The organism is Trichocoleus sp. DQ-A3, from assembly GCF_039961975.1.
Classification (GTDB): domain Bacteria; phylum Cyanobacteriota; class Cyanobacteriia; order Cyanobacteriales; family FACHB-T130; genus FACHB-T130.
Window position 1 is genome coordinate 128,257 of the sequence record NZ_JAMPKC010000008.1, and the last position, 21,043, is coordinate 149,299.

A 21,043-nucleotide genomic window follows, 5' to 3' on the forward strand; every position below is an offset into this window, starting at 1 on the left:
GCAATCCTCTGAATTAGCAAAATGGTTTTGCGACGCTTTACACCCCCCACCTGCACGTTGGAAATCCAGGCGAAAGATTCGCCCCTGTCTCGCTGGGCAGGACAACCCGTGCTGAAGCATCTACGATTTGAGCTAAGCTTTGACGATCCGCGACAGCCAGAAGATCGACGAGTGACGATCCGCGGAAATCGCGCTCAATTAGAAAGCCTTTGCGAAGCTGTTAGCGTTTACGTGCAGGACTTCCTTCAGCAATCCCCGCGATCGCAGCCGGTGGCGCATCAAATGCCCGTAGGCGAGCCGATGATGGCTGCTGCTGCCCCCGCCCAAGCGGCAACCATTCTTTCGCCGCCTGAATCCCCCACTCCTCAAACCTTTGTCCCTTATATACAACCGAGGGGACTTTTGTCCCACGACCTATTTTTGGGGCATTTGGCGACGGAAGAAACGGGACCTGTCGTAACGCTGAGTGCGCTGCAACTGTTCGACTTAGCTACGGCTTTGGATGAATACAATGCTGAATTGGTGGCGTTGCCTCCCCTCAAACGCACCCAGTGGTTGAAAAATCCGCCCATCTGGACCCGGACGGCAGCCATCTTTCTGTTAGGGGTGGGGATAACAGCAGCCACGCTGAAGCTAATGCAGCCTAGTCCCACTATCATCTCCTCTGCACCGGCACCCACACCATTACCCACTACCCCGGCACCAGTGCCCGGTACCGAGGTGTTGCCGGTTCCAATAACGCCGACTCCAACGACGGGAGTGCCGACGCCTCCTCCTTTGTCTTCCCCATCGCCGACGCCGACGGGGTCTCCTTCGTCAATTTTGTTATCTCCGGCTCCTGTGACCACGCCGACACCCTTCAGTGCCAAAAGCCCAGGGGTCGTCGTTGTTCCTCGGAATCCCCCTGGAAATTCCAACCCCGTTTTCAGCAATCTGCCCCCGATTCAACAACGTTCTGCCCCAGAGGGAAGAGCCATTTTCCAGCCCCCTCCTCCCAGTAACTTCCCGCCCATCCCCAAACCCCCGGCTGAACAGCCAAAGCAGGCGATTCGCAATAATCTCCCGTTTGAGCCGCTCCCCAGTAGCGGTGGGGTGAGTGCGCCCCGAATCGGGCAATCAGCTCCTGCTCCTGGTTCCATCGCCTCAAGTTCTGAGGGTGCAAACCAGTCTGCATCCCCCAATGCCCCCGGCATTCCTGCCGCGCCTCCCCCGCTTCCCAATCTGCCGTCGCTTGCCAGCCTTCCTGCGGAAAGCTCGGCTGCAAATAACAGCGATCTGAGTCCCGGTGCGACTCGCGGTAGCGTTGCCCCACCAGCTGCGAAACGCAGCAGCGAATCTGGAAGCGATCGCGCCCAAACCAGTAGCGATCGCGCCCAGAATGACCGGCTATTTGACACGATTCCTCAAGTCGCACAAGTGCGGGACTATTTCCAACAGCAATGGAAACCGCCCGCCGATCTGACACAGCCGCTGCAATACTATCTCCGGCTGAATCCGGATGGCTCCATCGAGCGCATTCGCCCCCTAGGAGAACTGTCAGTCAAGTATATTGACCGTACCGGGATGCCAGTACCGGGGAAACCGTTTGTTTCTCCCATCGAAGGTGAGCGTAACGCCCACATCCGGGTAGTTCTTAGCCCTGATGGCAAAGTGGAAACGTTTCAGGAACCTTAAGCGGGTTGTCGAGCCAGAAAAATAGAATTCTTGAGAAACCGGGTTTTATAAAACCCGGTTTTTTTGTTTTCCAGCAAATTAATCTAGCAATTCTCGATGAGAGGCAGTAGGGTTTAAATCCCACTCCTGCCCCTCCCCGTTCACGGGGAGGGGTTCAATACAATCACTTCTCGGTTAACTCCCTCAACTTCCCTCCTACGTTAGCGTTCGCGTAGCGGCGCTCTCTTCGCGTTATCCGAGAAGTATTGAAATTCAATATTCTCCCCTCGCCGTAAACGCAGAGGGGCTGGGGGTGAAGTTCCTATATTGCAAGTGCGAACCGCTCTATATAAATTTGCTGACATGGCAGGAGATTTCTAAAGCCTGAATTTTCAGGCTTTAGTTCAGATTTTCTGCGGTTTCCGGCGTTAAACCCCAAAAATAACTAATTTTTAGGTGGCAGTGCAGAGGGAAATTAGGCAACAATAAATCCATCTATTGATAGATGAATCGCCCTATGAGAGAAGAACGTCTCGAAGCCTATCTCAATCTGATCCAAGTGCTACTCAGTTCCTCTAGTGGCGAGGAAATGGACATTTTGCAGACGAATCAAGCGCTCATTGATGCCGGGTTGGTGCAGACAATGGAAGCGGTAGCCGCAATGCTGGCAGAACGGGGCGATGGAGACGCGGCGGAGTGGTTGCGGAATGTAGCAGCGCCGATGGTTACAGAAATGGGTAACTCATCATCGACACCCACTGTCGTTAAGAGGATTCCCGAATCGCCTCTGCAATTCTTAACGGAGGTATTGCAAGCAACCGCAGATAGCAATGGCGATCGCAAAGTAGTGTATCCGCTGTTACAAGCAAATCTCGATCAACTGAATGAGAAACTGGCTGAGATACTGCACGATTGGGCAATGATAATTCTTCCGCAAGTTGAACCCCAAGAAGCAAAATTTATTGGGGCGACAATCGGCGGATTCAGCAACCTGATGGCGCAATTTCCCCTAGGAGACAAGGAGAAAAACTTAGAAATTGCCATCACCGGCTACGAGATCGTGGTTACAGTTTTTACCCGCCAAGCTTTTCCCCAAGATTGGGCAATGACGCAAAATAATCTGGGCAATGCTTACCGCAATCGGATACAGGACGATTTGGCTGACAAAGATATGGCGGTACGCGCCGATCGTCTGGAACGAGCGATCGCGTGTTACGAACAGGCATTGCAAATTTATACCCGCCAAGCTTTTCCCCAAGATTGGGCAATGACGCAAAATAATCTCGGCAATGCTTACCGCGACCGGATACGGGGCAATCGCGCTGATAATCTAGAACGAGCGATCGCGTGCTATAGGCAAGCATCGGAAATCTATACCCGCGAAGCGAGTCCCCACGAATGGGCGACCATCCAAAATAATTTGGCTGTTGCTTCGGAAAATTGCGAAGCATCTAATGTGCCAATTTAGACCGCAGGAAAAGGGTACACAAGAAAGTAGGAACGGGGAGTCTCCGCCCCTACTCTCCTCAGAATTTCTTCACCCAACGCCAAACTTTCACGAAGAAATTCTCTAGCCACAGCATCGCCTTATCCAGCCATTCCAGCAAATACTCTAGGGGGTGCTTGACGTATCCGGCTGGAGTTACCTCAGCCTCGATCCAGTCTGGCGAATGGGTGGCAAAGCTTGTCCGGTTGCTTCGAGCGATCGCAGGCGATAGATTTGAAAGCGCCCCTTCGGCTTCCATCCTTGGCGTCTGGAAAGCTGGCGCTTTGGTAATTTTGCCTGAAGTGTCTTTTTTGCGAGATTTTTTGGTTGTAGAAGGGGTTTGTGTGGGACGCGCCGCCATTTGCTCAGGCGCAGCGGGTTTGCGGGGCGTCAAAAGCGTTTGTTTGAAACTCAGGCGAAGCTTAATCGACTTCCAGAGAGAATCCTCAGCAGGCAGATCCGGCTGACTGACTCCGGGGAGGGCAGTCCTGCTCTTCTTTCCCGGCAGATGAGCTGACGGTTGCGCTTTGCCTGCCACTCTTGGTAAAGGTCGATGGGGGGCGGTTGGGGCTGGCTGCTTGCTGGTAGGTGAATCTGGCTTCCCGAATAAATCATTCATGGTCAGCCAGGGATCGGCAATACCAGTTGCGGTTAATTCTGGATTCTTCCTTTGGGCAGATGATAAGGAGGCAGAAGCGCCACCTGATATCTGATGCGTTTGGCTGTAGGAATCAGAATCGATTTCTGGGGTAGATTCCCAAGGTAATTTTCCGTTGCGCCTGCCAAAAAAGTAGTCAATTGCTGCCTGAATTAGTGCTTGGATATTATTGTGTGCTTGGGCATCTGTAACATCGGGAGACGCCGGTTGTCGCATCGGTTGGCTGAATACAGCTTGTATCCGTTGTAAAGGCGATTGTAAAGGCGATCGCTCATTTGCCTCTATTTCCCCAGCATGGGGTGTCAGCTTTGCCAAAAAGTCTTTTTGCCGGACTTCGATTGCAACCATCGTCCGATCGAGGAAGATTAATGGCTGAAGCAGTAAGGAGGAGGAAGGATGAAGGGCTTTGTTTGCGAAGGGTGGAAGACTTCCGATTTCCTCTCTAGAGGCGCTCAATCGCGTTCCCATTTGCTCTTGTGTTGTTTCTTGCCACCGCACCAGCGTTGATTCTTGGAAGAGATTGGCAGCGATCGCAACCGGCCCTTTTTGCACCCAAGCGATGACTCCCCAGAACAGACGCACGGGTGGTAACAGATGGCGCTGATTGACAGGAGGGCGAAGTTGTGCTGCAATTCCTTTCGCCGACGCTTGCACTAACCGCCACTGACGCCAGTAGTTTGCCAATTCCCAACGAATTCGCTGTTGTAATTTTTGCTGTTGTTCAGGGGTAAGAATATCTAAAATTTGATTGTCGGCGGTGACGAGTACCACGGAACGGGTAGCGAGTTGTGTCGCAACTCCCCGAACGACAATTTGATTGCGTAATGCCGCTGCCAAAGATTTTCCGCTACTTGTTCCCGCCGCCGCTTTGGGCTGTAGCGTTTGCACGACAACAGTTTCCGGGAGATTGAGCGGGGGAAGGGTTAAATTTGGGGAGATTGAATGACTCGATCCGCCCGCAGCGCTACGATCGAAAAATTGGAATCCAAAATATGTCGTAGAGACACGATTAATCGCATCTGCAACTTGACTGAAAATTCCTGCTTTGTTACTAGAAGTAGCAACAGAATTTGCCGATGGATTTAAAGCGAATTCTGATTCTTCCTGACCCGCGATCGCTCGTAGCACTTCCTGAATTGGCGCGTCTGTCGGTGGCGGCGTTGGCGGCGAGTTAGGACGTTTTGTTCGGTCTTTTTTACCAGAATGTAATTGTGGGAATTTTTCTTGCGTCGCTTGTTGTAATTGACGCCCCGCTAATTGGGAAGTTTGAGCTAGCAGATACACCGGATAGAGGAGGATTTGCGCTCCCCAAACCGCTGCGACTTTCAGATTTCGCACAGCGCGATCGCTCTCATCCTTCAACTGGCGAGATTTTCGGGAGAGGAAATTAAATAATTTGCTTTTATACCGACCATTGGGAGGGGAGGACATTTTGCTAAATGCTAAATGTTAATTGCTAATTGCTAAAAATAGTAGATGCCCTGATTTTATCGAAAAGATGACCGATTCCAAGACACCTTTTGTAACGCCCTCATCCAGCCTCCTGAGCGAAGCGATTGAAAAACTCTCTGCGATGACTCAGGTTAACGTTCAGACTGGCTGGCGCTACTGTGCCGCAGACCTGACAGCAGATACCGTCCGCCAATCTGATTTCGGGAATGATTGGTTATCTGTGGAGTTGAATGCGAGGGGACATATTGCTTGGCAAGCAGGGCAAAAGGTGTTGTGGCTTAGTCAAAAATTGATGATTCCCCAAGATTTACAAGGTTATGCTTTATCGGGGTTGGCGTTGCGGCTGGTGCTAACTTGGTGGGCAGAAGACGCGCAAATTTTTGTCAATGGCGTCAAAGTGCAAGCAGGAGATTTATTTGATTGCTCAACGAGGGTACTGCTGAGTCCGTCTGTCACGCCGGGTGAGGAGATTACCGTTGCCTTGCGTCTGGTCAGTCCCGGACATGATGATGGGGCTTTAGTGCGATCGCTCTGCGTATACGAATTTACCACCGACGATCGGATTGAACCCGGTTTTGTCGCTGATGAGTTAGCCGTCTTACAACGGTATTTAAAAACCTTTGAACCCGAAAAACTGGATATCTTGGCAGATGCTGTGGCTGAGATTGACTGGACAGCACTGCCTGATGAACAAAAGTTTGAGCGATCGCTTTCCGCCCTCCGTCAAAACCTGCTCGACACGCTAGGGTCAACAGAATCTAAAATCCAAAATCTCAAATCTCAAATCTGTTTGCTCGGTCATGCTCACTTAGACTTGGCTTGGCTATGGCCTGTCAGCGACACCTGGGAAGCGGCTCAACGCACTTTTAAATCGGTTCTGAAACTCCTACAAGAATTTCCCAACCTGACTTTCTGCCATTCTACACCCGCACTTTATGCTTGGATTGAGCAACATTGCCCGGATTTATTTGCCGCCATTCAACAACAAGTTGCTGCTGGACGCTGGGAAGTTGTAGGCGGAATGTGGGTGGAACCGGAACTAAATATTATTAATGGCGAATCGATTGTCCGCCAGTTGCTCTATGGTCAGCGTTACGTCTTAGAAAAATTTGGGCAATTGAGTACAGTCGCTTGGTTGCCAGATAGTTTTGGCTTTTGTGCCACGCTGCCCCAATTTCTGAAATCTGCTGGGATTGAATACTTTGTCACCCAAAAATTGCGCTGGAACGACACCACAAAGTTTCCCTATGAAACATTTTGGTGGCGATCGCTTGATGGTTCCCTAATCTTCAGCCTCATGTCTGCTCCGATTGGTGAAGGCATTGACCCGATTAAAATGGCGTCTTATGCCTGTGTTTGGGAAACCCAAACCAGTTTAAAAGAGAGTCTTTGGCTTCCAGGTGTGGGCGATCATGGCGGTGGCCCTACCCGTGATATGTTGGAAGTCGCCCATCGTTGGGAAAAATCCCCCTTCTTTCCTCGTCTAGAATTCACTACATCTGAGAGCTATTTGCAGCAGATTAGCACTCAGAATCCCAACTCCAACGAAACTCAAAACTCAAGACTGTTCCCGGTTTGGGACGATGAACTCTATCTAGAATTCCATCGGGGTTGCTACACCACCCACGCCGATCAAAAGCGCTTTCAACGTCGCAGTGAAGGCTTACTGTACCAAGCAGAACTTTTCGCTTCCTTGGCTAGTATCAGCATCGGTGCGGCTTATCCCAAGCAAAAGCTAGAATCTGCCTGGAAAAAGGTACTATTTAATCAATTTCACGATATTCTCCCCGGTTCCTCAATTCCCCAAGTCTTTGTAGATGCGAATCAGGCTTGGCAAGAGGTAGAACAGGTGGGTTCGGAAATAGTACAGCAAGCCTTAAGCGCGATCGCAGCTTCTATTGCCCTTCCCCCGCCGCCGCAACCAGACGCCCTCCCAGTGATTGTCTTCAACTCCCTGAACTGGCAGCGCTCGGAAGTCGTTACCGTCCTCTTACCTGCGTCTGGACATCACTGGCAAGTTTACAACTTAGAAGGGAAACTGCTACCATCCCAGCTTTCTGAAGGCACGACGCTGTTATTTCTCGCTGAGAATATCCCATCAGTGGGTTATCGTCTCTTCTGGCTATGTCCTCAAAATCTATATCCTCAAGAGAAATTACCCCCAGAAAGGCAAGAATACGGGCATCCTAGCATTAGCCTTCCGGATTCTAATGCGCCTTATGCAGATAATATCAGATATAGAGAAAAAAATTGCATCTTAGAAAATGACTTACTGCGGGTAATCATTGACTCTCAAACAGGTGATTTAAGCAGTGTTTTTGACAAAATTAATCATCGAGAGATCCTCACTCAAGTCGGAGGAAATCAACTCCAAGCCTTCCAAGATAGCGGTCAATATTGGGATGCTTGGAACATTGACCCTAACTATGCCCAACACCCCTTACCTCCCACCCAGCTAAAATCAATTGAATGGGTAGAACAGGGGGCGGTGCAAACTCGTCTGCGCGTTGTGCGGCAGCTAGGCGAGTCTAAATTTTGCCAAGATTATGTACTACAAGCAGATTCGCCGCTACTGAAAATCGTCACGACTGTAGACTGGCAAGAACGCCACGTACTCGTAAAAGCCGCTTTTCCACTTACCTTGACAGCAGATTCTGCAACCTACGAAATTCCTTGCGGCGCGATTGTGCGAAGCACACAAGACGCTAACGGGCGTCCTACTCAGCCTCAAACACCCGCAGAAACCGCCAAATGGGAAGTTCCTGCCTTGCATTGGGCAGATTTAAGTGAAAATGACTATGGCAATGACTATGGGGTCAGTTTGCTAAATGATTGTAAATACGGTTACGACGCCCAACCCTCACAATTACGCCTCACCTTGTTACGAGGTTCTACTTGGCCCGATCCAGACGCAGACCGAAGTTGGCATCAATTCACCTACGCCCTCTATCCTCATCAAGGTAGCTGGCAGTCAGCGCAGACTGTGCGACGAGGCTATGAGCTAAATTTACCGCTCCAAGTGATGCTGCTGCCATCGGTAGGCGAACAGAATTCGTCCTTACCCCCCGTTGGTCAATTGTTAGACTTGCAAGCTGAGAATCTGATTTTAATCGCGTTGAAGCAGTCAGAAGATAATTCGCAGCAGTGGATTTTGCGCTGTTATGAGTGTCACGGGGAAGAGGCACAGATGCAGTTGAATAGCGACTTGGATTTAGCGATCGCGCACCCGGTGGATCTGTTAGAACGCCCCATCGAGGCACCGGAAATGTTTGCTCCTGGAAAAATTGCTAGCATCCAGCCTTGGAAAATCGCTAGTTTTGTAGTGAAACGAACAGACGGCTGAGAAAATAAGCGTATGAACAACCCAATACCACCAGTTCTCGATAAAATTTTGAGCCATGACAGTACACCCGATGCTGTGTTTTCTGCCTTAGTGCCAGCTTTGGGTGAAGTCTTGCAGTGCGATCGCGTTTTTCTCTACCTGCGCGATCCCCATACCTCCATCGGTAAAGTTCCTTACTGCTGGCGTCGCACTCAAGAATATCCCAACATTCTTGACGCTGACTGGAAGAAAGAACCAGAATCTTTGCCAAAAGAAGATCCGCTTTTTGCTGCGGCACTGCATACACAACCTTCTGTCTTTGTCGAAGATGTAGAGACAGCGAATCCGGAAGTCGTTAACAAAGCTTTTGAACAAAAAGAATTTGGACATCGAGCATTAGTTCACGCTCACCTGTGCAAAGATAATTTGTTGTGGGGAATTCTGCAACCTTGTATCTTTGGTCAGCCTAGAGTATGGACGCCGGAAGACCGCTCTATTATGACCACAGTTACAGAGAAATTAACACCCCTTGCTGTTGCCTATATATTGGCAGCGAAGTCTTCCATACCTGCGAAGGGATAAATTCTCTAGCGACTAACACCGAAATGTAGAGACAAGGTTTATCGCGCCGCTACTAAATATTGCTTGTCTCCATAGCTGAATATAAATGAACCTGAATGTAGGGGTGTAGAATTATACGCCCCTACTCTTTACTTAGGTTCCTTACCTCGGTATATAATTGCCAAAATTGTTACACTTGCACAACTCATAAAACTAATTAAGTTTCCATACATTAAAACCAAATCGTTTCGATAATACCCATAGAGAACCCCATTAAGCTGAATAAAATTAAAACCGAGAAAAGTAATTAAAGACAAATTTTTAGAACTCTTAGTTTGAACAATCCTTAAGGCTTGTGGAATAAATAAGCTGGCGTTAAACACCATACCCAACCCAAAAAACAAGGTGACAATATCTTTCATATAGATACAAACTAAAGGTGATAAAAAAATGCAAATTAAAAGTTTTTAAGATAATCTAGCAATACCAAATTACCAAACCGCTCCGTTACTCATTTTCTACTTGTTGTCTCTGCCATTGCTTCAAAACTTCAAAAGCATTAAAGCCTCTATATTGCAAGTAATTTAATAGCTTGGCTTTGGTTTTTTGGTCGATAATTTGAAAATCATCAATTTTATACTTTCGCATGATCTTTGTTTTTAAACCATCCAGATCGTCTGTTTCCTCACTTCCCTCTGTTTCGATTTGTTCGTTCCAAACTTGCTCGAATACCTCGGAGGAAATCCCTTTTTCCATACATTTGCGCCTTACCATAGATTTCCCATATTTGCCTTGAGAGTAGGCAATCAAGTTGGCGACTAAGCGCGTGTCGGATTGATAGTCTCTCTCTTGCAAATAATTGATAGCCTCGGAGATTTCGTTTGGCTCAAACCCCTTTAATTGTCCTTTCTTTAAAAGTTCGTAAGCACTGTAATCTCGGCGGGAGATCAGGCGAAAAAAATAGTCAGTGCAACTCATTTATCAAACAGTTATTATGTTTATTGATTTTAACACATACAAAAGTTTAATTGTTGTATGGCAGTCTAGAATAATGTATGTTCAAAATATATTTCTAGGCACAAATACCCAAAAAATAATTATTTAAAGAATGAAATAAATTGTTAAGATTTGCCTTGGAATAATCAATGCGAATCGCAAAAAGCCAGCTTTTATACTCAATTCGATTCAACTGGCTTCGAGAAAATTATTCCTTGGATAAATTGCTGCATTTGTTCATAATGCGTGCCTTTCCAATAAACACGATCGCATTCACGACAGCGGCTAAATTCATCAATAGATTGTTGGATATTGGGTGGCACTTGGTCAAGAATCGATTCCTTATCCACAGGTTCTAATAAACCATTGCAACGCAAACATCGTTGCAATGGTTTGACGAATTCAATTAGAGCAAAGCGTCCCATTATCTCGCCCACCTGTCGCTCTGGATTAGTTTCTCTGACATAATATCCATGTGTTACCAAACTACGCATCAATAGACCCTTATCGCGAGTCAAGAGAATTCGTTCTTCAGATGCCGAAATTTGGGCTAACTCTAGATCGTCATAGTCATTTCGATACAGGGTATCAAAGCCCAACATTCGTAAAGATGTTGCTAGTTTCCCTAAATGAATATCGAGAACGAAACGAGGAAATTGTAGCGGTTGAGGACGAACGAGAGAGACGCTAGATGTCTTTTCAGTCGCCGCAGAAATTGGATAAACATGGATGCGATCGCTATCAGTCACAATATAGGAAAAATCAACGGGTTTGCCGTTGACTTCGATATAATCCACTTCCGGGTGAGGGACGCCCAAAGATTCGATTGTGTCCTTAATCGAGGCTCGTTCCTCAAAAACATGAGTAATCGTTACGTGCCTTTTTTTGTGTGGCAAGAAATCATTCAATTCTGCGTAAAAATGAAAATCTGCTTTAGCCATATCGAGAAATTAATACACCGTAGTTCAGAACCCCACCTCAACTCTCGTAAATAAAATTTATTCCTTGTCTTCCTCCACTTGCGAGGGAATAGAGGAGGTACGGGGAAGCCGAAATCCTGAAATTCTACTTCCCCATGAAAAAAAGTTTTTCTTTACCTTTCCCCTGCCTGCGGGGGGATAGTTGTAGGTCTTTGCAAATTTTCACAAGTGAGATGCTTGCAATCGCTGGTTGCCCTCTTGTGGCAACTCAATTAATTGTATTATATTTGTAGTACGTTTAAGCAAGTGGTCGAGTTCTTGAAGCCACTGGGGAATTCATCAAAGTAATCAGAGCGTTCCTAAACATCTGCGGGGATACGCTCCAGCTTTGTAATGCAAGGAGTCAAATTATGGATGCAACTCAACCAGCCATCTTGAATATTATTCTGCATCTGCGCTCTTGTAATGAGCCATTTCTCCTACGTTATAACGGGCAACCCCCACGCTGGAGCGATGAATCTCTGCATCGGGAAGCTTACGAACAAAATCCAGAATTGTATGCGCTTTTAGCTCTCATCACTCATGTTACAACGGGGCAGCGCCTGCGGATTTTGTTTCAGTTGCTGCAACGCTCTCGTGTGGGGATGTCGAAAGAAGCACGTCAAACAAGCGATCGCGTCATTAATTTCTTGTTGGCAATTTTGCACCCCGACCAAGTTTTGACCGTCTTTTTAGCACTGCGACGGGTACGAGCTAATCACAAACATACCGCGAGGGCGATTCTCCAGTACATCCTCAATCATCCCCAATTTGAGGATATGGCTTTGCGCCGTCGTCCTGCGGTTGTGGATGCGATTGAACACGCGCTGGGGAAGAATGTGGCGAGGGGTTCTGTGAAAAAGCTGTCGGATGCAACGGTTGATAAAAGCGATTTGCGCCGCTATCTGTTGCGTTATGCCCATAATCCAGAATCGGTGAAAGCCATTCTACCTTTTCTGTATCATTCTCCTCTGGGAACAGGTTTAATGCCTGCGGCAGGCGAAGTTAAATATACTCTCGTTCATCAACAATATCGTCACTTTGAAGTACAAACAGAGCGTCCCAAGACAGTAACGGCAACCAATCGCGGTGATATTTCCGCAACCTTGGTGCATTTGTATCGGGGTGGAAAATCGCCAGAATTAATGTCAGCTTTGCAGCATTATGTCGAACAAGCTGCGGTAAACCTGCCGAAATTTTCAGGTCAAGTGGCTTTAGTGTTGGATGCGTCTGCTTCGACAAGAAGTTATGGCGATCGCGAATACTGTTCTTTAGCGCAGTCAGTCGCCCTGAAATTGGTACTCGAAAAATGCTGCGCGAACCTCAAAGTCCATACGCTTGGGGGAGTTGGCGAATTACCCATGCCAGAAGGTTACACCGACTTAGCAGGTGCTTTACTGGATGCTTTAGAAGAGTCCCCCGATTTAGTCGCCATTGTTTCTGATGGTTATGAAAATATGTATCCGGGAGACTTGGAAAGAGTTGTCGCCACCTTGCCGCAATTGGGTATTCATACCCCAATTGTCTTCTGTCATAGCAAGTTTACGGCGTCGGATGACTTGGAATTGAGACGACCTGCGCCTAATCTCCTCCAAAGAGAATTCTGGCATCAAGACGATTTTGAAGACTTACTAAATTCGCTATTTGCGATTGCGCTACCGCGCAGCCTTCGGATCGCGGGTGCAAAGCAAACCGAAGCTTCTTTGCAGGAATTCCTCCGCCAAAAACTCACATTCCAAGAAAAGGAGTTAGCCACATGGACTACCAGCCATTAGAGTTATTAATTCCCGACAAAGTCGATCTCTCTCCTTATCATTTTGGAATTCCTCAACAGTCTGGAGCCATGACTGTAGTCCCTATCTTCAGCCCAGATTGTCCGGGTCAATTTACCAGTCCCCTGTCTGGGTTGAAACTCAGTCGAGTTCATGGCTATGGAAATGTAGAACTCCATAACCCATCAACGGGTGTGGCAATCGTTCCCTTGCACATGGGTTATATCCAAGACCAAGCCCAAAATCATGCTTTGTGTCGGTCAGCATTTATTGCTGCGGGACAGAAACTCATGTTTAAAGATGCCTGCTGTGTGCAATCCGGTCAAGGCGGTTATTTGGAAGGTCGAGAACAATGGTTCTTCATTCTCCCCCTGCAACTGCGCTTTCAAGCATTGAAACTCCGGGGTCAGGAAGACTACAGCAAACTCTGGAAAGAAATTGAGCGTCTAAATCAGCGGTTTGATTTACCTCAACGCGGTCACTTAGAGCAAATTCTCAGTAAAAAACGCACCTTTCTGACGCAATATCAAAGCCGATTTGAATTGCTTCCCCAGCAAACCGGGGCGTTGTTCTTGATTCGGAATCAGTTAGTTGGCGTGGAAATTGCTCCCACGGCGGCTTACTTCCGGGAAGTGTGGATGCCTCTGGTTTGCTTCTGCTATGGTGTGGCAGCAATGTATGCCCAAAAGCACGCAAAAGCAAGCGACAAACCCGTGCTTCCTTTTGCAGCCAGCAATCTGCAAGAACTGCGCCAGCAGTTGCACAAAAGCCGTCAGGAAAAACAGTTACAAGTCAGCAATTGGCTAAGTCAAACACCCGCTGAAAGATTTCAGCTCAAAGAAGAAGAACGCTTCTTGAGTCTGCGGCTGCATACTTGTAAAGGGAAAAACTTTGCGGGTCAGTTGGTCGAAGAGTCTGGACAACTCGTGTATGCTTCGTTGTTTGCTTTAGCAATTTAATCAAGTTAACGCTTGACAGGATAGAGAAGCACTGAGTTGTCAATTCGCTCAATTTGTACTACAATACATTACAGTTGGAACTGAGTTAGGCATTGGCGTTTACTTGATGATTCCAAGTCATGGTTAAGAAACGCTACCGCGCTAACCGCTTGTCCAACTGTTATTTTCCGCCCTATCTAAACTTTATACAGAAAATTTAACCCCCTTCCCTGTCCGGGAAGGGGGTATTATTATGTCCTTTGCACCGCTCAAGACTCTTTGGGATTGGGTAGCCTGAGATATCCTTTCCGCCAAAGCCAGATCCCAGCACTGACTACCAAGGCGACAGTCACCACAGGCAACCAAATCGCCAGGATGGATAAAATAATCGCACCACCTGCTTCCAGGGTGGAAACCACCCCATTACCGAATCCTCCGGTGAGTGCGGTTGAAGAAAAGCGAACCATACCCGTCAAGGCTTGCACGATACCCGCCGAACCTCCACCCGCAATCACGGCGATTGTCCACTGAACTAAAGGATCGTCGTGGGGAAAGATGGCAGCAGTCAAGAATGTGCCGACTGCGATCGCAGTTGGTGTAGAAACGAGATCCAGCAAATTATCTATCCACGGAATGTAATAAGCGGCAATTTCAACACAAGTCGCCACCGCAAATGTCACTAATGCCGGATAAGTTCCTATCCACTCAAAATTCGGTGCCAGTGGCAGATGTCCAAAAAGTGCTGCCATGCTCATCACGAGCGGCGGGACAAAAATCCGAAAGCCACAAGCTGCACTCAAACCAATGCCAATCGCAATGCTTAATAATGTATCCATACGACTCAAATTCAATCATTCGATAGGGTTGCTCTCGCCAAATCTGCTTCAATCACCTTGGCATCTTTCAAGTTGACCCCACTCAGGTTCGTTCCACTCAAATCTGCGCCTCTTAAGTCGGCAAGTTCTAAATTTGCTCCCCTTAAATCAGCTTCACTCAGGTTCGCTTCACTCAAGAAAGCTTTACTCAAATTTGCCCCTCGTAAATCTGCCAGATGCAAGTTCGCCTTCGCTAGATTCGTTCTCGTTAGGTTGGCTGCACTCAGATTTGCTTCGCTCAAATTCGCTTCCTTCAAATCCGCCTCACTTAAGTCCGCTTTACTGAGGTTAGCTTTGCTTAAGTTCGCTAAATTCAGTTTTCCCCAACTTAGATTTGCTTCGCTAAGCAAGCACTCACAAAGCCAAGCACCTCTCAAGTTCGCATTGATAAAATACCTTTCTCCGGCTGCATAACGCCGCTTCAGATCGTCAGCAACAAATCTGATTAAAAGGGCACTTTTATCTTCACAATAGCACCATTGCGCTCCAACTAATTTAGCCGCCGTGTTAACAGCTAATTCGTCTTTTTTAGGCAATACCACCCCATTACAACCATCCCATTCACCGCCAAGGATAAAAGCAATTTCTTGGGCAGCATATAAGGAGTCGAATAAGAGCATATCTTGCGTTACCCGGCCTCCAGAACTACTAATCCGGTTGCTGGAGAATGATAATAGATTTCGGATTAAGTCTTTCATCCGGTGTTTTAAGCAATTTTATTCAAGGGGCATTCAAATCGATAAAACTTTTGTATATCCTTTAATTACCCTAGCTAACACAACCGGAGCGGACATCAATCAATAGACATATTCAGATTTAAGAATGTGAGATAGTTTCATTCCAGTTGTTCCCCCCGTTGTTATCCCAATGATTTCCATCGGTGAAAGCAAAATTTAAAGTAGTGCCTACCGGAGGGACAGAGAGTGTTGTCTCCCAGAATCCATCCTCTCGCTGGATCATCAGGCTGTCAGTAACTTGCTGCCAATTATTGTATCCCCAGTGCAGTTTGACTTGTTCATAATTTGTCAATAACCCTTTGTAATAAATCGTTAAAGCTAACCCTTGTTTCGCATTAGCTTCGTTATAATCTACCACTTTGCCTTCATGGGGTTTGGATGAATTGACAACATAGCGCTGATAAACAATCTCCGGCATATCCATTACTTTGCCAGTATAATTTGATGCCAGCAGCGCGATGTATTCTCCCATCGACCAGGAAAGTGGAGTCATTGATTTAGTGGGAGTTCCGGGAGTATAACCAGAGGGTGCATTGAGATCCCAAACTTGCTCGGAAATCATGTAAGAAGGATTGGCAAAGGCACGCATTGTTGCCAGGTAAGAGTCTGCTTTGTTACCACGCGCGATCGCAAAGTGACCCCGTTCTCCGGTGAAAATAGGCCACAAACGCCCGATTCCTGCACCTGTATAATCTGCACCCGTTGATGTTTCTCCATAACCGTCGTGATTGTAGCGAAACCAACCCTCTCCTTTGCCGGGAATTGTTTGTTTAATGGTGGAATCAATCGCCGGAAGGGAGGCGAGAATATAGGGATTATTTGCAGCTTTTACTCCATGACGCACTAATTCTAAAAAGCTACTGTCAACGATAGACCGTTCATCCCGATCGCCGCCACCGTTGCCAATGTGTAAAATGTGTCCGTCGTTGGGATTTCCATTATCATCAATGCGTTCAAAATATTTGCCATTGCCAATCGAACCGCTAGTCGTAAACGTCCAGTTTTCTACCATGCTTTGCCAGTAGTCTGCTGTTGCCAAATAGCGTTTCTCGCTGGTTGTGTCACCGTTAGCTTTAGCGATATCTGCGGCACAAACTAAACCCGCAATTTCCGCAGCAATGGTGCCGGGAGAATAGCCTGCGTTTTCTTCCCAACGTTCTTGCCCCGTAACTGGGCCATTTTTCACAATATAATCAGCAGCTGGCTTGATGTGTTTGATATAGGTGTCTGCATCGGTACGACCGAGTTTCCACGCCAAGATAATTGGGAAGGCCGTCTCGTCCATTTGAATGCCATTCCAGTAAGGGGTACCATCCGCAAAGGCATTCTGAAGAAAATGTCCATCTGGTTGTTGCAAAGTGCTTAGCAACCAATCCAAGGCTTTTTTGGGGGTAGCCGTGTCGCCTGCAACAATTAAGGCGCTGGCAAATTTATACAAGTCACGAGGCCAAATCAGGTGGTAGCCGCCTGACATTTCGATGCCGGATGGAGTGCAAATTGAGTAGTTAGAGTTCCCCCACGGATTGCCCAAACCTGCAACCATCGCACCCGATGCTTTGTCAGTCGCTGCCTTCAGTACCATTGCCGCAACATAATACTGAGTATCTGCGGTGCCACCATAGGTATTTAAATGATTGGTGTAGCTGTTCCATTGCGCGTTGTAACCGGACAGCATCGTAGAGAAATTATCTTTTAGGGTTCCTGCGGCTTCCGATTCAGCGTTTTTGTCACTGTTGCCAAAGCCAAGTACCAGGTTAAAAGTGACCGATTTCTGGTTGGCATAAGGACTGAGATCGAACATTACCATCTGTGCAATGTTGCCATTGGTTGCCTTCTGATAAGTCCAGTTCATCGTATTATCAACTTCGCCGCCTTTGAGGTCTTGCCAGCCGTCGCTGCGTCCGACGAATCCAGAAGACATCATGCCTTTTTTAAAACCTAGAGAACTCGCCAATGCCGATGCTTGATTGCTGGTGGGATTTTTAGCAATCAGCATTTGAATATTCTTGTAAGTAGTGCTGTAACCTGTAGTGGCTTTTCCGTTATTGTCAATAGCTGGATGATACAAAGTATAAAGATTAAAATTATCCAGCGTTCCGCTGAGTGTGGTGAATGTTACCTGCTGAATTAAAGTATTGCGATTGGGGTCGGTGAAAATTGTCTTGTCGATTTGATACTTGCCGTTTTTCGCCGTATTGGTAATCTTCCAAGACAGCGATCGCGTATTATTCAAACTAACCTGGCTGATAGTATCCTGCTTCTCTTCATCAACCCAAGTTTTTGCCGAATCGCCTACTAAAAACTGCCAATCTACCGTCGCTGCTTTGTCAGTCGAAGGATAAAATATCTGGCTAATGATGCCATCGAAACCCGTGAACCACACTTTTGAAGTTGGGTTTTGGGCAGTACCGAGAAAGGTGAGGGTTGAAGGCGACCAAGTTGGACAAGTGCCGGGATGACCAAAGGCTTCCTGTTGGGTCATGGCACCTAGAAAAGAAACTTTACTTTCTAGGATAAAAATTGTTAACAAAATGACAATAATGGCAATTGCAAACCAATAAATCCTTTTCAATTAATTCGCCTTTATAACTGGGTGAAGTTGACTTGATTAGTCGAATATAGCAATCTTATTTGATTGTTTGGCGAACCGCCTTAGCGAAGCCATGCGCGTTAGCGCTTTAGGCGCAGAGGGCGCAGAGAGAAGAGGTATAGAGAGAATTTAGAAGTTAAACAAATATTGATAGGAAATAAATTAAAGGGTGCGGGTTTATTCGCATCGATAGTTTCTGGCGATCGCTCGGAAATCATACCAAGGCGGTAAGCATTCAAAAATGCCCGTCGATAGGATGAAATTGCAAAGAGCAAAAGTAGCAAAAAAACTTTATGTTAGTTCATATCATCGCTGATTACGGCTTTGGCGATCTCGCCTTTGCAGAAGTCGTGCAGCGTATCAGGTTCTATCTACCGGATGCTGAGCCAATCCTTACCCCCGTGCCTGCTTTTGCCACCCTGGCTGCTGGCTTCTGTATCGCCCAGTTAGGCTTGAATGAAGCCCCGGCGGGAACTATTATTTACCACAACGTTGCGCCCCGCGAAGACGATGAACAGGCGCGTGTCGGGAATGCGGGTGAACGTCTGGCTTTCGCACGCCTCCCGACGGGTGTGCGGGTGATCGGAGTCAATGCTGGCTATGCCTTCTCGTTTGTCCGCGATGTAGCGGAATTGAGCTGGGCTGCTGTTGCTGCGGAAGGTTCGCAGTTTCGTTCCCGTGACTTGTTTCCGCAAGCGGCGGCGGCGATCGCGCTGGGACAACCAGATGCGCTAGGGGATAAGATTGAGCCTTCGGATATCCCCGATGTGCCGTCGAATCGAATTGCCTATATTGACGGCTATGGCAACTTAAAAACGACGATTCAATATGATGCCAGCAAGGGGAGCGATCGCGCGAATATCCGTTTGCGGATCGGTGACATCGAGAAAGAAGCGACAATGAGCGATGGCAGTTTTGCCGTTGAACCCGGACAATTAGCCTTTGCACCGGGTAGCAGCGGTTGGACAAATGCCCAAGGCGAAGAAACACGCTGGATCGAACTGTTCTTACGCGGTGGCAATGCCTGGGAGTCCTTCAAGCGTCCGTCAGTTGGCACGCAGATAGAGATTATCTGACAATTTTTCTGGGATTGGGCAAATAGTCCCATTGAAACCTCTCCCTAGCCCCCTCCTAAAAGGAGAAGAAATCGGAATAAATGTTTTTTATTTTTACGGGCAATAGGAGAGTTGATAGCCCCTCTCCGCTTGCGGGGAGGGGTTGGGGTGGGGTTCCAAATGCCGAGGAATTATTGGTAAACCGACATAATCTTACCAAGAAGTCCTCTTCCCTCAGTCCTCAGCCCTCAGTCCTCTTCACTCTACCCAATGTTTCGCTCTTTCAACTGCTTTTTGCCACATTGTAAAATTCGCCTGTGCCTGGGTGACTCCTGCACCGGGTTGAAAAGTTCGGTCGATTTGACGACTCGCGGTTAATGTGGCGTAATCTTGCCAAAAATTAACTGCCAAACCAGCAGCAAAAGCGGCACCTTGTGCAGAAGCATCGAGAACGGCTGGACGTTCTACTGGTATTCCTAAAACATCCGCTTGGAGTTGCATTAAAAAGTCATTTTGACAAGCTCCGCCATCTACTTTTAGCAGGGAAATGTCGGTACCGCTATCTTGGTTGATTGCCTGTACAACTTCTTTGACTTGGAAGGCGATCGCTTCCAGCACCGCCCTGACCATGTGTTCTCGCTGCACTCCGCCCGTAATCCCAAAAAATGCTCCCCTGGCACTCATATCCCAGTGCGGCGCACCTAAACCACTCAACGCCGGAACGAAGTAAACACCCCCGTTATCCTCTACCTGCTGCGCCATTCGTTCTGTATCCGTAGCCGCAGTAATGAGTTTAATGCCATCCCGCAACCATTGGATGCAGGCTCCAGTGGTAAATATACTGCCTTCCATGCCATAACCGACTTGGATTTTTCCGTCATTACCTGTCTGCGTCCACGCGACAGTCGAAAGGAGTTGATTGCGCGATCGCTGTATTTTTTCTCCGGTATGCGTAACTAAGAAGCAGCCAGTACCATAGGTACATTTTAATAAGCCAGGGAGATCGCAACCATGAGCAAATAATGAAGCTTGTTGATCGCCCAAAATCGCCATAATTGGCACTTCACTGCCTAAGAATTCCGGCTGAGTGTAACCAAATAAGCCTAAACTTGGCTGAATTTTTGGCATCAAATGAACCGGAATTTTAAATAAGTTCAGTAGCGTCTGATCCCACTCCCGCGAAGTCAAATTCATCAACATCGTGCGGCTGGCGTTACTATCATCTGTGGCGTGAATCACACCGCCTGTAAGGTTCCAGAGAATCCAGGTATCAATCGTGCCTGCTAAAACATTCTCTAAATCAATGGGGGAATATTCTCGTTGAATGTCCTCCAACAACCAAGTTAATTTAGTTGCAGAAAAGTAGGCATCTAATACTAACCCCGTGCGATCGTAGATATCTGCTGCGTGACCTTGACTTGCAAGTTGATTGCACAGGGGTGCCGTGCGTCGGTCTTGCCAGACAATGGCATTATGTAAAGGTCGCCCCGTGGTTTTGTCCCACAACAGGCAAGTTTCTCGCTGCACGCTTAACCCAATCGCAGCAATATCTTTTGCAGTGATACCCGCCTTTTGCAAGACAGTCTGCATCGCCCAACAAGTATCTTGCCAAATTTCTCTGGGGTCATGCTCTAACCAACCCGGTTGGGGATAATACTGCGTGAGTTCTTTGTAAGCAGAGCTAACAATCATCCCGTCAGCATTAAATAAGATCGCTCGGTTTCCAGTAGTACCAAGGTCTAGGGCGAGAACGTAGGCAGGAGTCGATGCAGTCATTGCAAGCTTTATTAGTAATAGATTGAGAGTTTTTCAACGTGCGAATTAAGTCGAAGTCTCGATCTTAAACGTTGCCAAGAATGCCAAGAAAGCGATCGCTGCTACACGCATCAGACTTTGAGCGTGCAACGCTTACGTTTCTCGGCTTTTTTGTATTCCTCATAACAGACTAACTTCACTTAGAGCCTTTCCTGGGGTAGAAGTTAGCAGAAA

At 47.4% G+C, this 21,043-nt stretch carries 14 protein-coding genes; 7 read left to right on the forward strand and 7 right to left on the reverse strand.

Annotation, left to right across the window (positions count from 1 at the left end):
* Nucleotides 1–21: 21 nt before the first annotated feature.
* Both NDI44_RS14780 and NDI44_RS14785 read left to right on the forward strand, forming a co-directional pair.
* Complete coding sequence (locus NDI44_RS14780; protein ID WP_190412224.1) at nucleotides 22–1,674, forward strand: DUF4335 domain-containing protein; 1,653 nt, start codon at nucleotides 22–24, stop codon at nucleotides 1,672–1,674.
* A 496-nt stretch (nucleotides 1,675–2,170) separates the two neighbouring features.
* Nucleotides 2,171–3,121, forward strand: a complete 951-nt coding sequence (locus NDI44_RS14785; RefSeq protein ID WP_348235295.1) for a tetratricopeptide repeat protein — start codon at nucleotides 2,171–2,173, stop codon at nucleotides 3,119–3,121.
* Between the two features lie 58 nt (nucleotides 3,122–3,179).
* On the opposite strand, the gene NDI44_RS14790 is transcribed toward NDI44_RS14785, so the two are convergent.
* Nucleotides 3,180–5,228 carry a hypothetical protein gene (locus NDI44_RS14790; RefSeq protein WP_190412226.1) on the reverse strand — a complete coding sequence of 683 codons (2,049 nt, stop codon included), beginning with the start codon at nucleotides 5,226–5,228 and terminating at the stop codon, nucleotides 3,180–3,182.
* Between the two features lie 67 nt (nucleotides 5,229–5,295).
* On the opposite strand from NDI44_RS14790, the gene NDI44_RS14795 reads away from it, so the two are divergent.
* Together NDI44_RS14795 and NDI44_RS14800 are read left to right on the forward strand one after the other, a co-directional pair.
* Nucleotides 5,296–8,592 (forward strand): alpha-mannosidase, encoded by a 3,297-nt coding sequence (locus tag NDI44_RS14795; RefSeq protein ID WP_190412227.1) that lies wholly within the window; start codon nucleotides 5,296–5,298, stop codon nucleotides 8,590–8,592.
* Between the two features lie 12 nt (nucleotides 8,593–8,604).
* Nucleotides 8,605–9,153, forward strand: coding sequence for a GAF domain-containing protein (locus tag NDI44_RS14800; protein WP_190412228.1), 549 nt, complete (start codon nucleotides 8,605–8,607; stop codon nucleotides 9,151–9,153).
* Nucleotides 9,154–9,639: 486 nt separating this feature from the next.
* On the opposite strand, the gene NDI44_RS14805 is transcribed toward NDI44_RS14800, so the two are convergent.
* Together NDI44_RS14805 and NDI44_RS14810 are read right to left on the reverse strand one after the other, a co-directional pair.
* Entirely contained in the window at nucleotides 9,640–10,110 is a 471-nt protein-coding gene (locus NDI44_RS14805; RefSeq protein WP_190412230.1) for a regulatory protein RecX, read from the reverse strand.
* A 197-nt stretch (nucleotides 10,111–10,307) separates the two neighbouring features.
* Entirely contained in the window at nucleotides 10,308–11,069 is a 762-nt protein-coding gene (locus tag NDI44_RS14810; RefSeq protein ID WP_190412231.1) for a Mut7-C RNAse domain-containing protein, read from the reverse strand.
* Between the two features lie 389 nt (nucleotides 11,070–11,458).
* On the opposite strand from NDI44_RS14810, the gene NDI44_RS14815 reads away from it, so the two are divergent.
* Nucleotides 11,459–12,862: a VWA domain-containing protein gene (locus NDI44_RS14815; RefSeq protein ID WP_190412232.1), complete on the forward strand. Its 1,404-nt coding sequence runs from the start codon at nucleotides 11,459–11,461 to the stop codon at nucleotides 12,860–12,862.
* Nucleotides 12,844–13,818 carry a DUF6569 family protein gene (locus tag NDI44_RS14820; RefSeq protein WP_190412233.1) on the forward strand — a complete coding sequence of 325 codons (975 nt, stop codon included), beginning with the start codon at nucleotides 12,844–12,846 and terminating at the stop codon, nucleotides 13,816–13,818. Before NDI44_RS14815 ends, NDI44_RS14820 begins: the two co-directional genes overlap by 19 nt.
* A gap of 248 nt (nucleotides 13,819–14,066) precedes the next feature.
* Here NDI44_RS14820 and NDI44_RS14825 read toward each other — a convergent pair whose 3' ends face one another.
* The 3 genes from NDI44_RS14825 to NDI44_RS14835 all read right to left on the reverse strand — a co-directional run bounded on the left by NDI44_RS14825 (nucleotide 14,067) and on the right by NDI44_RS14835 (nucleotide 17,981).
* On the reverse strand, nucleotides 14,067–14,633 hold the full coding sequence (locus tag NDI44_RS14825) for a DUF4126 domain-containing protein (protein WP_190412234.1): 567 nt from the start codon (nucleotides 14,631–14,633) through the stop codon (nucleotides 14,067–14,069).
* An 11-nt stretch (nucleotides 14,634–14,644) separates the two neighbouring features.
* Nucleotides 14,645–15,370 (reverse strand): pentapeptide repeat-containing protein, encoded by a 726-nt coding sequence (locus tag NDI44_RS14830; RefSeq protein ID WP_190412235.1) that lies wholly within the window; start codon nucleotides 15,368–15,370, stop codon nucleotides 14,645–14,647.
* A 118-nt stretch (nucleotides 15,371–15,488) separates the two neighbouring features.
* On the reverse strand, nucleotides 15,489–17,981 hold the full coding sequence (locus tag NDI44_RS14835) for a glycoside hydrolase family 15 protein (protein WP_190412236.1): 2,493 nt from the start codon (nucleotides 17,979–17,981) through the stop codon (nucleotides 15,489–15,491).
* Between the two features lie 311 nt (nucleotides 17,982–18,292).
* Between NDI44_RS14835 and NDI44_RS14840 the strand changes: the two genes are divergently transcribed.
* On the forward strand, nucleotides 18,293–19,075 hold the full coding sequence (locus tag NDI44_RS14840) for an SAM-dependent chlorinase/fluorinase (RefSeq protein ID WP_190412237.1): 783 nt from the start codon (nucleotides 18,293–18,295) through the stop codon (nucleotides 19,073–19,075).
* A 237-nt stretch (nucleotides 19,076–19,312) separates the two neighbouring features.
* Here NDI44_RS14840 and glpK read toward each other — a convergent pair whose 3' ends face one another.
* On the reverse strand, nucleotides 19,313–20,830 hold the full coding sequence (gene glpK, locus NDI44_RS14845; RefSeq protein WP_190412238.1) for a glycerol kinase GlpK: 1,518 nt from the start codon (nucleotides 20,828–20,830) through the stop codon (nucleotides 19,313–19,315).
* Nucleotides 20,831–21,043: the final 213 nt, after the last annotated feature.

Coding starts and splice junctions, on each gene's coding strand:
- NDI44_RS14805 (WP_190412230.1), bottom strand. CDS start 10,110: ATGAGTTGCACTGACTATTTTTTTCGCCTGATCTCCCGCCGAGATTAC.
- NDI44_RS14780 (WP_190412224.1), top strand. CDS start 22: ATGGTTTTGCGACGCTTTACACCCCCCACCTGCACGTTGGAAATCCAG.
- NDI44_RS14785 (WP_348235295.1), top strand. CDS start 2,171: ATGAGAGAAGAACGTCTCGAAGCCTATCTCAATCTGATCCAAGTGCTA.
- NDI44_RS14840 (WP_190412237.1), top strand. CDS start 18,293: ATGTTAGTTCATATCATCGCTGATTACGGCTTTGGCGATCTCGCCTTT.
- NDI44_RS14790 (WP_190412226.1), bottom strand. CDS start 5,228: ATGTCCTCCCCTCCCAATGGTCGGTATAAAAGCAAATTATTTAATTTC.
- NDI44_RS14830 (WP_190412235.1), bottom strand. CDS start 15,370: ATGAAAGACTTAATCCGAAATCTATTATCATTCTCCAGCAACCGGATT.
- NDI44_RS14815 (WP_190412232.1), top strand. CDS start 11,459: ATGGATGCAACTCAACCAGCCATCTTGAATATTATTCTGCATCTGCGC.
- NDI44_RS14810 (WP_190412231.1), bottom strand. CDS start 11,069: ATGGCTAAAGCAGATTTTCATTTTTACGCAGAATTGAATGATTTCTTG.
- NDI44_RS14825 (WP_190412234.1), bottom strand. CDS start 14,633: ATGGATACATTATTAAGCATTGCGATTGGCATTGGTTTGAGTGCAGCT.
- NDI44_RS14800 (WP_190412228.1), top strand. CDS start 8,605: ATGAACAACCCAATACCACCAGTTCTCGATAAAATTTTGAGCCATGAC.
- NDI44_RS14795 (WP_190412227.1), top strand. CDS start 5,296: ATGACCGATTCCAAGACACCTTTTGTAACGCCCTCATCCAGCCTCCTG.
- glpK (WP_190412238.1), bottom strand. CDS start 20,830: ATGACTGCATCGACTCCTGCCTACGTTCTCGCCCTAGACCTTGGTACT.
- NDI44_RS14820 (WP_190412233.1), top strand. CDS start 12,844: ATGGACTACCAGCCATTAGAGTTATTAATTCCCGACAAAGTCGATCTC.